The sequence below is a fragment of the Bradyrhizobium sp. genome (assembly GCF_030697065.1).
In the GTDB taxonomy this organism is placed as follows: Bacteria; Pseudomonadota; Alphaproteobacteria; order Rhizobiales; family Xanthobacteraceae; genus Bradyrhizobium.
The window spans coordinates 1-12,425 of sequence record NZ_JAUYQU010000074.1 but is presented as its reverse complement, the minus strand read 5'-3'; the positions used below and the strand labels follow the sequence as shown (position 1 = coordinate 12,425).

11 protein-coding genes are annotated in these 12,425 nt (G+C 64.8%); 8 read left to right on the top strand and 3 right to left on the bottom strand.

What is annotated here, in order from left to right:
- Positions 1-121 precede the first annotated feature (121 nt).
- The 4 genes from Q8R73_RS05110 to Q8R73_RS05095 all read left to right on the top strand — a co-directional run bounded on the left by Q8R73_RS05110 (position 122) and on the right by Q8R73_RS05095 (position 3,357).
- The gene (locus Q8R73_RS05110; protein ID WP_305718450.1) at positions 122-598 is read left to right on the top strand and encodes a DUF2867 domain-containing protein; all 477 of its coding nucleotides are present in this window, start codon (positions 122-124) and stop codon (positions 596-598) included.
- A gap of 100 nt (positions 599-698) precedes the next feature.
- Positions 699-1,352 (top strand): 2-hydroxychromene-2-carboxylate isomerase, encoded by a 654-nt coding sequence (locus tag Q8R73_RS05105; RefSeq protein WP_305718449.1) that lies wholly within the window; start codon positions 699-701, stop codon positions 1,350-1,352.
- Positions 1,353-1,406: 54 nt separating this feature from the next.
- A complete protein-coding gene (locus Q8R73_RS05100) occupies positions 1,407-1,904 on the top strand; it encodes a hypothetical protein (RefSeq protein WP_305718448.1) in 498 nt (165 codons plus the stop codon).
- Positions 1,905-1,986: 82 nt separating this feature from the next.
- Positions 1,987-3,357, top strand: a complete 1,371-nt coding sequence (locus Q8R73_RS05095; protein ID WP_305718447.1) for an MmgE/PrpD family protein — start codon at positions 1,987-1,989, stop codon at positions 3,355-3,357.
- Positions 3,358-3,396: 39 nt separating this feature from the next.
- Here Q8R73_RS05095 and Q8R73_RS05090 read toward each other — a convergent pair whose 3' ends face one another.
- Positions 3,397-5,145, bottom strand: coding sequence for an ATP-binding protein (locus Q8R73_RS05090; RefSeq protein ID WP_305718446.1), 1,749 nt, complete (start codon positions 5,143-5,145; stop codon positions 3,397-3,399).
- A 312-nt stretch (positions 5,146-5,457) separates the two neighbouring features.
- Between Q8R73_RS05090 and Q8R73_RS05085 the strand changes: the two genes are divergently transcribed.
- The 3 genes from Q8R73_RS05085 to Q8R73_RS05075 all read left to right on the top strand — a co-directional run bounded on the left by Q8R73_RS05085 (position 5,458) and on the right by Q8R73_RS05075 (position 9,703).
- Positions 5,458-6,375: a pirin family protein gene (locus Q8R73_RS05085; protein WP_305718445.1), complete on the top strand. Its 918-nt coding sequence runs from the start codon at positions 5,458-5,460 to the stop codon at positions 6,373-6,375.
- Positions 6,376-6,438: 63 nt separating this feature from the next.
- Positions 6,439-7,353 carry a phosphoribosylaminoimidazolesuccinocarboxamide synthase gene (locus Q8R73_RS05080; protein WP_305718444.1) on the top strand — a complete coding sequence of 305 codons (915 nt, stop codon included), beginning with the start codon at positions 6,439-6,441 and terminating at the stop codon, positions 7,351-7,353.
- A 172-nt stretch (positions 7,354-7,525) separates the two neighbouring features.
- Positions 7,526-9,703 (top strand): SLC26A/SulP transporter family protein, encoded by a 2,178-nt coding sequence (locus Q8R73_RS05075; RefSeq protein ID WP_305718443.1) that lies wholly within the window; start codon positions 7,526-7,528, stop codon positions 9,701-9,703.
- A gap of 13 nt (positions 9,704-9,716) precedes the next feature.
- On the opposite strand, the gene Q8R73_RS05070 is transcribed toward Q8R73_RS05075, so the two are convergent.
- Positions 9,717-11,216, bottom strand: a complete 1,500-nt coding sequence (locus tag Q8R73_RS05070; protein ID WP_305718442.1) for an NAD-dependent succinate-semialdehyde dehydrogenase — start codon at positions 11,214-11,216, stop codon at positions 9,717-9,719.
- 169 nt (positions 11,217-11,385) lie between these two features.
- Positions 11,386-11,706: a hypothetical protein gene (locus Q8R73_RS05065; RefSeq protein ID WP_305718441.1), complete on the bottom strand. Its 321-nt coding sequence runs from the start codon at positions 11,704-11,706 to the stop codon at positions 11,386-11,388.
- Positions 11,707-11,985: 279 nt separating this feature from the next.
- Between Q8R73_RS05065 and Q8R73_RS05060 the strand changes: the two genes are divergently transcribed.
- The coding region (locus Q8R73_RS05060) for a serine hydrolase (protein ID WP_305718440.1) at positions 11,986-12,425 on the top strand (440 nt) is incomplete at its 3' end.

Here is a 12,425-nt window from a genome sequence, read left to right as displayed (position 1 = left end):
CCGTATGGAGCGCGATCGGGGTCTGGAACGGGCTGTCCTGCGGCAACGCTGTCTATGAACTGCTGATGGTGCTGCGCTTCCGGCTGCTGGCGAACCGGCTGGCGCTGCGATAGGAGGGGCGATGAAGGTGCGCGAGATCAAACCCGCCGTCGATGCCGGTGCGCTGCTGGCCGGCGCGCAATTTTCGGATGCCTTCGGCCTCCAGGTCGACGGCCGCGCGCTCGATGCGCGGCGCGCCGCGGAGCGGATGATGGCGCGCGCGCCGCGATGGGTCGACGCGCTGCTGACCCTGCGCAATATCCTGGTGGCGCCGTTCGGCCTGAAGAAATCGGGTGCCGCGGCCACCGCGGCCCGGGACATGATCGGGATCTTTCCGGTCATCAGCCAGACGCCGGACCGCCTCGTCGCCGGCTTCAATGACAGCCATCTGGATTTTCGCGTCGTGGTCGATGTCGCGACCCATGGCGCCGGCCAGCAGGTCACCGCAACCACGCTGGTCAGGACGCACAACCGGCTGGGGCGAACCTATCTCGCGGTCATCCTGCCGTTCCACCGGCTCGTGGTCCGCAGCATGCTGGCGCAGGTCGCGACCGCCTGAACGCGGCGCATAGCGTGCATCCCCTGTATCCACATGCCTGCATGGACGCCTGGCTGCGCCCGTGCTTTGGTCGCGTCCATCAATGGCGTGACGAGGCTCCATGACATTATCGGTCGATCTGTTCTTTTCGTTCCGCAGTCCCTACAGCTATCTCGCGCTGCCGAAGACGCGGAAGCTGGTCGCCGACTATGACGTGACGGTGAACCTGCGCCCGGTCTATCCGCTGGCGGTGCGGGTGCCCGGATTCTTCAAGCGCGCCAATCCGCAATTCGCCCGCTACGTGGTGCTGGACTCCAGCCGCGTTGCCAAGTTCGAAAACATCCCGTTCCGCTTTCCCCGTCCCGATCCGATCGTGCAGGACATGGCGACGCTGGATGTCGCCGAGAACCAGCCCTACATCCACCGCCTGACGCGGCTCGGCGCCGCCGCGCAGCTGGAGGGCCGCGCGCTGGAATTTACCGAAGCGATCAGCCGGGTGCTGTGGGACGGCACGGTCAGCGGCTGGAACGAGGGCGACCATCTCGCCCGCGCCGCACGCGCCGCAGGCTTCGATCTGGCGGCCATGGACGCGGCGATTGCCGCCGACCCGGAGCGTTACGAACGGGTGATCGCGGGCAACGAGCAGGGCCACGCGGCTTCCGGTCACTGGGGGGTGCCGACCTTCGTGTTCGAGAACGAGCCGTTCTTCGGCCAGGACCGCATCGACATGCTGATCTGGCGGATGGAAGGCAAGGGCCTGACCCGCCGCGGCTGATGTCGAGGTGATCGCGACAACAGGAACCAAGGGCGCCCCCGCCGGTTAACGTTCGTGGCAGCCACCGACATCCCCTCCGACAGTGACGATACCAAAGCGGCTTTGGCGCGCATCTTCGACGCGGTCTGGGAACGGTTCATCGCGATCGAGGGGGTCGCGGCCGATACCGCTGAAAATCGCCGGCGGCTCGCCGCACGGATCGTCGCGCTGGCGCGTTCCGGCGACATTGAGGAGCCCGAACTGGTCGAGGCCGCGTTGATCCACGTCCGCGTGCTCGCGGAAGCCACCCGCCTCGGCGACGGCAAGAACCCTGAAACGGCGTTCGCGGCCACCGACCAGCCGGGGGCGCAGGGCGGCCATGCGTTTACGCCGGAAACCATCGCGGCGATGTCGACGGCGCTCGATCTCTGCCTCGACGAATTGCCGTTCCGGATCCCCTCGGACGCCCTGAAGCTGCTGTCGAGCAGCATTCTCGAAGAGGCTTCGCGCGGCGAGCGCGATTCCGGGCGGCTGCGCCTTCACGCGCTCGAGGCGCTGAAGGCCCGACAATAGCGACCGCCTGTCGATGATCCCGGCTTGAACAGTCGGCATCATGCGAATAGTTTGCCGGTCCGGGTCCAAGGAACAAAATGACATGGCCAATGAAACCGCAACCCTCGCCGCCTACGTCGCCAACCTGAAATTCGACGACATTCCGCAGGAGGTGCTGGCGCGCGCCAAGGTGCTGACGCTGGACTTTCTCGGCAGCGCCATCCGGGCGCGGCGCGACGCCGAATCCACGGAATCGCTGCTTGGGATGCTGGAAGCGCTGGCGCTCGACGGCAAGGGCGAAACCACCGTATTCGGCGATGCGAAAACCTGGACGCCCGCGGTGGCGGCCTTGCTCAACGGCGCGCTCGGCCATTCGCTCGATTTCGACGACACCCATGCCGATTCCTCGCTGCATCCGAGCGCGCCGGTGGTACCGGCCGCGTTCGCGATCGGCGAGATGGTCGGCGCGTCGGGCCGCGACGTGCTCACCGCGATCGTCGCCGGCTACGAAGTGTGCTGCCGGCTCGGCAACGCGCTCGATCCGACCTCGCATTACGCGCGCGGCTTCCATCCTACCGCGACGGCCGGAACCTATGGCGCGGCGGCGGCCGCGGCAAAACTGTTCGGACTGTCACAGCAACAGATCATCGCCGCCTTCGGCGTCTCCGGCAGCCAGGCCGCGGGCTCGCTCCAGTTCCTCGTCAACGGCGCCTGGAACAAGCGCTACCAGGTCGGCGCCGCCGCGATGAACGGCGTGATCGCGGCCACGCTGGCGCGCAATAATTTCATCGGCTCGTCCGAATCGGTCGAGGGCAAGCACGGCCTTCTGGTCGGCTACAGCGACAACGCCCATCCCGACAAGGCGGTCGCCGGTCTCGGCGAGATCTACGAGACCATGAAGATCGGCGTCAAACCCTATCCGAGCTGCCGCTACACCCACGCCGCCCTCGATGCGCTGATCGCGATGCGCCGGGAGCACAATCTGACGCCGGACCAGATCCGGCGGGTCGAGATCGGGTTGCACCGCAACGGCATTACGCTGACCGGCGACGCCGCCACCAAGCGGCATCCGACCTCGATCGTCGGCGGCCAGTTCTCGATGTTTTTCACGGGCGCCGTCGCGCTCGATCAGGGACGGTTCGGCTGGGACGACTATGAGCGGCTCGGCGACGCCGCGGTCGATGCACTGGCTGACAAGTTCGATGTGGTGCAGGACGACCGTCTGGAAATCGGGCGCACCCATCCGTTCGGCGCGCGGGTCTCGATCACCACCGAGGATGGCGTGCATGAGCGGCTCTATGCCGACCCCTCCGGCGAGCCCGGATCATTCCCCGACGCGCAGGCGATGCAGCAGAAGTTTCTGACGCTGGCCCGTCCCGTGCTGAACGGCCGCGCCGACCAGTTCGCCGACGCCATCCTGTCGCTGGAGAAATTCGATCGGGTCGCCAAGGCCACGCAGCTCGGCCGGCAATAGCTCCGGGCCGACGCGACGCGCCGTAGCCGCCACCCGACTTCAGGCAGCAAGGGCGGCGCGGATCATCTTGGCGAGATCCGACTTGCGATAGGGCTTGGCGAGCAGCAGCACGCCGGCGTCGAGATGGCCGTGATGGATGATGGCCTCGTTCGAATAGCCTGACGTGAACAACACCTTCAGCGAGGCCCTTCGCTGAAGTGCGGCGTCCGCCAGTTGGCGGCCGTTCATCGGGCCCGGCATGATCATGTCGGTGAACAGCAGATCGATTTTTTCTGGGCCCTCGATAACGGCCATGGCTTCATTCGCATTGACCGCCGCCAGCGTAGCATAGCCCAGGCTCTGAATTTGGCCGATCACGAAGGTCCGCACCAGATTGTCGTCCTCCACGACCAGGATGGTCTCGTCGCCGCCCGTCATGCCCGGCTGGCTGGCCTGCTCGGCAGGCAAAGCGGCGTCCGTCGCCTGAGGCAGGTAAATCCTCACGGTCGTGCCGTGCCCCTCCTCGCTGTAGATCTTGATGTGTCCTTGCGACTGTTTGACAAAACCGTAGACCATGCTGAGGCCGAGGCCCGAGCCTTTATCTACATCCTTGGTGGTGAAGAAGGGTTCGAACACATGGTTCAGGATCGCGGCGGGAATGCCGTGCCCGGAATCGGTCACCGCGACCAGCACGTAATTCCCGGCCGTGACATCGCTGTTGGCGCTGACATATTCCTCGTCGAGGACGACGTTGCGGGTCTCGATGGTGAGCTTGCCGCCGTCCGGCATTGCGTCGCGGGCGTTGAGCGCCAGATTGAGGACCGCATTGGTGAGCTGGCTGGGATCGATCAGCGCGTGCGACGTGTCGTCGGCGAGCATCATGTGGACCTCGATCTGCTCGCCGAGCGTCGGCCGAAGCAGATTGGCGGTCTGGATCACCAGCGCATTGACGTCGACTTCGCGCGGCTGCAGCGGCTGCTTGCGGGCAAAGGCAAGCAGGCGCTGGGTCAGATCGGCGCCGCGCGCCGCGGCGTCGTCGATCATCCTGGTGATCGCCAGAAGCTCGGGGCGGTCGGCGAAGGCTTCGGAGAGGATTTCGATGGTCCCGGTAATGACCGTGAGGATATTGTTGAGGTCGTGCGCAACGCCGCCGGTCAATTGACCGACCGCTTCCATCTTCTGGGCCTGATGAAGCTGCAGGTCCGCGACGAATTTTTCCTGGAGCAGCCGGTCTTTTTCCGCGACGAGGGCCTTCATCCGGTCGACGGTAACCTGCAGGGCGATGCCCCGGGCGACCGTCGAGACCGCCTCGGCCAGCACGTTGGCGAAGCCCGTCAGAAAATTGATGTCGTACTGATCGTAATCGTGCTGCTTGTCGTTGTCGATCTCGAGGATGCCATACGGCTGATCGTCGACACCCTTGATGATGACGTCGATGATCGAAACGATGCCGTGCGCGGCGTAGAAAGGCGGCGGCTTGAAGCCTTCAGCCTTTTGCAGATCGTCGATGATCGATGGCTGGCCGGTGATGAAAGCGCGCCCCTGCGGCGAGCTCAGGTCGGCCCGTGACACCACGTTGCCCACCACGCCGTCCTGCCAGCCATGGCCGGCGACGATCAGCAGATCGTTTTCCTCGGCGCGGTAGCGGCACACCTTGCTGAAGGGAACGCTGAGGCCTTCGGCGCAGACCCGGACCGCTTCGGCGAGGATTTTGTCCAGATCCCGCTCGCGAAGCGCGAAACTGCCAAACCTCGCGATCGCCGCCTGCTGGCGAAGCAGTTTCTGCACTTGTGCGTCAGCGTTGGTCATAGGGCGGCTCGACTGCTTTGTCTCGGGTGGCCGGGATCAGCATAGGTCGGCAGGAACCCGACTTATATCCGTAGATTCACGAGGTTCGATCTGTCTCGGCGTCGTAGCACGGTTATCTGCCATCCAAATTCCAAATGTGTGCAATTTCGACCATGGACGACGCCCTTATCGGCTGGACCGTGCCGTGCAGGAACCCGGCCGGGCGCCGACGCCAGAATGTTCCTTGATCCTGGGCACGCTGCTCGCGGGGATGGCGGCTTGTCTCTGCGGCGATGGCGCAAGATAATGGTCAAAACCTTCAACGGAGCCCTCATGAGCTGGCACCCCTCCGATGATCCCGTTCTCGGCGATCCCCTCTCCTGCGACGCGCTTGAGCTCGTCATCGTGCCGCGCACCCGCGACCTCGGCGATGGATTCGAGGTGCGCCGCGCTCTGCCGCACGGCAAGCGGCAGATGGTCGGCCCCTTCATCTTCTTCGACCATTTCGGGCCGGTGCAGTTCATGTCCGGCAAGGGCATGGACGTCCGCCCGCATCCGCATATCGGGCTCGCCACCGTCACCTATCTGTTCGACGGCAGCATCATGCACCGCGACAGCGAAGGCAATGTAAGGGAGATCCAGCCCGGCGCGATGAATCTGATGACCGCCGGCCGCGGCATCGCGCATTCCGAGCGGACCCCGGACGTGCAGCGGGCGAACGGCCAGAAAATGCTCGGTTTGCAGAGCTGGATCGCCTTGCCGGCCGCCTCCGAGGAAATCGCGCCGTCGTTCCAGCATTACGCCGCCGCCGACCTGCCGACCGTCCAGGATAGCGGCTTCACCGCGCGCGTGATCGCGGGCAGCGCGTTCGGCGTGACGTCGCCCGTGGCGATGGTGTCGCCCTGGTTCTACACCGAGGTGACCGCGCAGGCCGGCATCCGCGTGCCGCTCGACCCAGATCACGAGGAACGTGCGATCTACGTGGTCGACGGCGAAATCGAGATCGCGGGCGATCGCTATCAGGGGCCGCGGCTGCTGATCTTCAGGCCGGGCGACCGCATCACGGTCAATACGACGAAACCGACGCGCATGATGTTTCTCGGCGGCGACGCGCTGGAGGGCCCACGACATCTCTGGTGGAATTTCGTCTCTTCCAGCAAGGAACGGATCGAGCAGGCCAAGCAGGACTGGAAAACCGGCCGTTTTGCCCATGTTCCCGACGAGCATGAGTTCATTCCGCTGCCGGAGTAAGCTATCCCTTTCGTCGTCGCTTCTCGCGATAAAGCGAGACCAGTCCCCTTTGAAAGTACCCCGATGACCACCATGCTCGCCAGCGACCTGCCCCTTCCCCGGATCGGGCGCGGCAAGGTCCGCGATATCTACGCCGTCGGCGACGACCGCGTGCTGCTGCTGACCACCGACCGCATCAGCGCGTTCGACGTGGTGATGGCCGAGACCATCCCGATGAAGGGCGCGGTGCTCACGCAGATCAGCGCATGGTGGTTCGGACTGCTCGAGGGCGTGGTGCATCATCACATGATCAGCGCCGACGCCGATGCCATCATGGCGGAGGTGCCGGCGCTGCAGGGCCACCGCGCCTCGCTCGCCGGACGGGCGATGCTGTGCAAGCGCACCACGGTGTTCCCGATCGAATGCGTGGTCCGCGGCTACATCTCGGGGTCAGCCTGGAAGGAATACGCGCAGCAGGGCACGCTGGCCGGCGAGAAGCTGCCGCCCGGCCTGCTGGAGAGCGCAAAACTCGAGCCCGCGATCTTCAGTCCGGCCACCAAGGCCGAAACCGGCCACGACGAGAACATCACGATCGCGCGCATGCGCGAGGTTCTGGGCGAAGAAGTGGCATACGAGCTGGAGAGCATGAGCCGCGCCGTCTATACCCTCGGCGAGAAAGTGGCCCGCGAAGTGGGCATCATCATCGCCGACACCAAGTTCGAATTCGGCAGGGACAGTGACGGCCGTATTCTCCTGATCGACGAGGTGATGACACCCGACAGCTCGCGGTTCTGGGCGGCGGATGCCTACGAGGCCGGACGGCCGCAGCAGAGTTTCGACAAGCAGCCGCTGCGCGATTATCTCGATGTCGAGCGCCGGGCCGGCCGCTGGAACGGCGATGCCCCGCCCCCGCCGCTGCCGGCCAGCGTCGTTGAAGCCACCAGCCAGCGCTATCTCGAAGCCTACCGCCGCGTGACCGGCAGCGAACTTGCAATTTAATGGTTCGGCGGGAACGTCAGGTTGACGGTGGACGGCCGGATGTTCGCCCTATCGCTGTTGACGGATAGCGCGCATCGTTTCCCAAGCTATCTGCTGTCATAAAATGTTGTTGTCCCTCCGCGCCGCCGTCGTCTACGACTGATGGCCGAAGGCAGGGACAAGGTCGCGCGTGGTGAATCGTTCTTCAGGTTTCGGTCCGAAGGCACGGACGGCGCTCAATGACGTTATCGGCGGCAGCGCCGCCAGCTTTCTCACCGTCACCTTCGGACTGTCGTATTCGCTGTTGATCTTCACCGGTCCTCTGACGCCCTATTTGTCTTACGGGCTCGCCGCCACGTTCATCGCATCGGCGGTTCTTGCCGCTGTTCTTGCGGTTGGGAGTTCACTGCCTTTCGCGATCGGGGCTCCGGAGACATCGACCGCGGCGATGTCCGGAATACTGGCTTCATCGCTGGTCGAACGCCTGGCGGCGACGGATCCGGCTGCGCCCCTGCTCGCGCCGGTCATCGTTACCCTGGCACTCGTCAGCTTCGTCACCGGCATCGTGCTCTGCGGCTTCGGGATCACGCGGATGGGTCGGGCGATCCGCTACGTGCCTTACCCCGTGGTCGGCGGCTTTCTCGGCGCGACCGGCTGCCTGATCCTGTTGGGCGCCATCGGCGTCATCACCGGTTACCGCCTGCAATTCGCGACGCTCGATCAGTTTGCAAAGCTCTCGACGCTGTCCGAGCTGGCAGCGGCCTGCGCCATGGCGCTGGTGCTTTACCTGACCTGGCACCGCTCGCGCAGTCCGTTTGGGCTGCCGATCATCATTTTAGGCGGCGTTATCATCGCCCATGCCGCTTTCTGGCTGTTCGGTGTCTCGCCGGCCGGCTGGACCTTTCAACCGCCGCAGGGCGTCAGCTTCATGATGCCGTGGAGCGCGGAAATCGGCAGCTATCCGTGGGCAACGATGCTCGACCTCGGCGGCGATTTCGTCGCGGTCATCTTCGTGACGGCGATCAGCACCTTGTTCAACACCACCGGCATCGAGGTCGCCGTCCACCGCGAAGCCGATCTGCAGCGCGAGTTGAAGGTCACCGGGCTGGCCAACATGCTGTCGGGCGCATTCGGCGGCTACACCGGCTGCATTTCGATGAGCCGCACCATCCTCAACTTCAACAGCGGCGGCACCGGCCGGCTGTCCGGGCTCACGGCCGCCGCGATCTCGTTGCTGATGCTGTCCGCGGCCCCGGCCGTCCTCGGCTACATGCCGAAATTCGTGCTCGGCGGCCTCCTGATCTATCTCGGCGCCGACTTGCTGCACAAATGGATCGTGGTGTCGAGGCGACGGCTGTCGCTGACCGAGTATCTGTCGCTGCTGGCGATCATCGTCATCATCATCCAATGGGGCTTCATCTCCGGCATCCTGATCGGCGTCGTCATCGGCTGCGCGACGTTCGCGCTGAGCGCCTCGCGCATCGATTCCATCAAATACAGCTTTGACGGCTCGGAGTACCGCAGTTCGCTGGACCGTTCGCGCGACGATCAGGCGGTACTCGCCGCGCATGGCGGCAGCATCCGGGGACTGAACTTGCAGAGCTATCTGTTTTTCGGCTCCGCCGACCGCCTGTACCGGCACGTCAAGGCGCTGCTGGCGCGGCATCCGGAATGCCGGTTCCTGGTGTTCGACTTCAAGCTCGTCACCGGCATCGATTCGTCGGCCGCCTACAGTTTCGCCCAGATCAAGCGTACGGCACATGATCGCGGCACGCGGCTGGTGCTGGTGCATCTGGCGCCTGCGGCGGAAAAGGCGCTGCGATCCAGCGGTTTCGTCTCGGACGACGTCAGCATCGTGCCCGAACTGGATCATGCGCTGGAGCGATGCGAGAACGAGATCATCGCGCAGCATCAGGGCCTGGAGCGGGAAGAAGTCAGCTTGCGCAACTGGTTTACCCAGATCCTCGGCACCGAACAGGACGCGGTGGCGCTGATGCATCGCTGCGAACGGATCGAGGTGGAAGCCGGCGAAACCATCGTCCGCGCCGGCGCCGCCGCCGATTCGATGCATTTCATTCTGGACGGGCGGGTCGGCATCATGATCCCGGCCGAGGGAGACCGCACCACGCGGGTGCGGAGTCTCGGCCGTTACACCACCATCGGCGAAATGGGCCTCGTCTCGCGCGCACCGCGCAGCGCCACGATTCAGGCGGAAGTCGCCAGCGTCCTCTATGTGCTGAGCGTCGAGCAGTTCGAGGCCATAAAGACCGACGACCCGGCGCTCAGCCAGAAGCTGCTGACTTACTTCGTCTCGGTCATGGCCGAGCGCCTGAACTTCGCCAATCGCATGATCGCGGTGTTGCGGCGCTGAACCGCACGCCGCCTCATATCCCCGCCATCATCACATATTTGATCTCGACATACTCTTCCATGCCGTGATGCGAGCCTTCGCGGCCGAGGCCGGATTCCTTGACGCCGCCGAACGGGGCGACCTCGGTCGTGATCAGGCCGGTGTTGACGCCCACCATGCCGGACTCCAGGGCTTCGGCGACCCGCCAGACCCGGCCGAGATCGCGCGAGTAGAAGTACGACGCCAGCCCGAACGGCGAGTTGTTGCACATCGCGATCACGTCGGCCTCGTCCTTGAAGCGGAACACCGGCGCCAGCGGCCCGAAGGTCTCTTCATGCGCGACCAGCGCGTCGGGCGCGACGTTGGACAGCACCGTCGGTTCGAAGAAGCTGCCGCCGAGCGCGTGGCGCTTGCCGCCGGTGACGATCTTCGCGCCGCCCTTGACCGCATCGGCGATGTGCTTCTCGACCTTGTCGATCGCATCCATGTTGATCAGCGGCCCCTGGGTCACGCCGGCTTCCGTGCCGTCGCCGATCTTCATCGCCGCGACCTTCGCGGACAGCTTTTCGACGAACTGGTCGTAGATGCCTTCCTGGGCGTAGATGCGGTTGGCGCAGACGCAGGTCTGGCCCATGTTGCGGTATTTCGAGACCATGGCGCCGTCCACCGCGGCGTCGATATCGGCATCGTCGAACACCACGAACGGCGCGTTGCCGCCGAGTTCGAGCCCCAGCTTCTTCACGCCGGCGGCGGCCTGCTGGTACAGGATCTTGCCGACCTCGGTCGATCCCGTGAAACCGACGAAGCGCACCGACGGATGTTCGCACAGCACCTTGCCGATCGCCGAGGAATTGCCGGTGAGAATGTTGAACACGCCCTTGGGCACGCCGGCCTTCTCGGCCAAGGCCACCAGCGCCAGCGCGGTGAGCGGCGTCTCGTTGGCGGGTTTCAGTACCACGGTGCAGCCGGCGGCCAGCGCCGGCGACACTTTCCGGGTGATCATCGAGCAGGGAAAATTCCACGGCGTGATGGCGCCGCAAACCCCGATCGGCTGCTTGATCGCCAGCAGCCGCGCGTCCGGCCGCTGCGACGGTATGGTTTCGCCGTAGACGCGCCGCGCCTCCTCGGCGAAGAACTCGACATAGGCGCCGCCGATATCGACTTCCCCCAGCGCCTCCGCCAGCGGCTTGCCCTGTTCGGAGGTGAGGATCAGCGCGAGGTCCTCGCGGTTGGCGATGATCAGGTCGAACCATTTGCGCAGGATATTGGAGCGCTGCTTGGCGGTGAATTTGGCCCAGGCCGGAAACGCGCGCTCGGCGGCTTCGACGGCCTGCGTCGCTTCCGCGGTGCCGAGTTTCGGCACCTTGGCCAGTTCGACGCCGTTGACCGGATTGGTGACGGGATTGGAAGGCGTGCCGGTCCAGGCGCCGTCGATGTAGCATTGCTCGCGCAGCAGCGAGGGATCCTTCAGGCGGTCGCGCAACGATGGCGAGGAGGACGAGGTGGCGCGGGCAGTGGCGGCGTTCGGGGTCATGGCGTTGCTCCTGAGAAATGCTTTTTGGCCTTGGCGCCAGATATAGGCGCAAACGGGCCGGGATGCATCGGCTCATCAGCCACAGCTGTCATTCCGGGTGGTCCGCAGGACCATGCCCGAAATCTCGAGGTTCCGGGTTCGCGTCTGTGACGCGCCCCGGAAAGACGACTCAGGCTGCGCCGCTCATATAGGTTTCGCGACGGCCGATCATGCGCTCGGCGGCGGCCTTGGCGGCGGCCTTGGAGGAGGTCGCGCAGGTACGGTATTCGAGATCGGGCACGATCGCCGGGTCGCGACGCCCGAACCATGATTTCGAACCGGCGGTAAGCAGCGCCAGCGCCTCCGCGACGTTATCGACCGCGCCGAACGAGTGCAGCGCACCGGTACCGGCCACGCGGACTTCATAGATGCCGGGAGAGATCGGCGCCTCGATATTTTCGCCGCGCCCGGCGCGGGGATACCGCTTCCATTCGCTCCAGGTCGAGATCATCGTCGCCCCCTCGTCATCAAGAAAGTCGCCACCAATTGAATCAAACCCGGCGGCTGGCAGCACCAAATTCCGCTGCCTTTCAAACACTTTACCGTCAAAAAGTTCCGCTGCGCGGCGTGATTTTCAACCTATCGCGGAAATCGGGGATGGTCATGGAAATTGCAACCCGTCCACCGCAAAATCTGGAGGGGTGTTGCAGTTCGGTCCTCTCGCCGCTTGCAGGAAACCGGCGGCGGGGGGAAGATCGGCCGCTTCAATCAACAATATCGGGAGGTGACCATGCAGAGCCAGGCTCAGATCGATCAGCTGCTGCGTCAGAAATGCGACGCCGGGGAGATTCCCGGGGTGGTGGCGATGGCGGCCAATGGCAACGAGGTGATCTACCAGGGCGCGTTCGGCAAACGCGACCTGTCGAAAGACGATGCCATGACCACCGACAGCGTGTTCTGGATCGCGTCGATGACCAAGGCCATCACGACGGCGGCCGGCATGCAACTGGTCGAGCAGGGCAAGCTTTCGCTCGACGAGCCGATCGGCAAGCTGCTGCCCGACCTCGCCGCACCCCAGGTGCTGGAAGGTTTCGACGCCAGCGGCGAACCCAAACTGCGCCCGGCAACCCGGCCGATCACGCTGCGCCAGCTCATGACCCACACCGCCGGCTTCGCCTACAACATGTGGAACGGCGACATCGCGACCTATCTGGAGAAGGCCGGCATTCC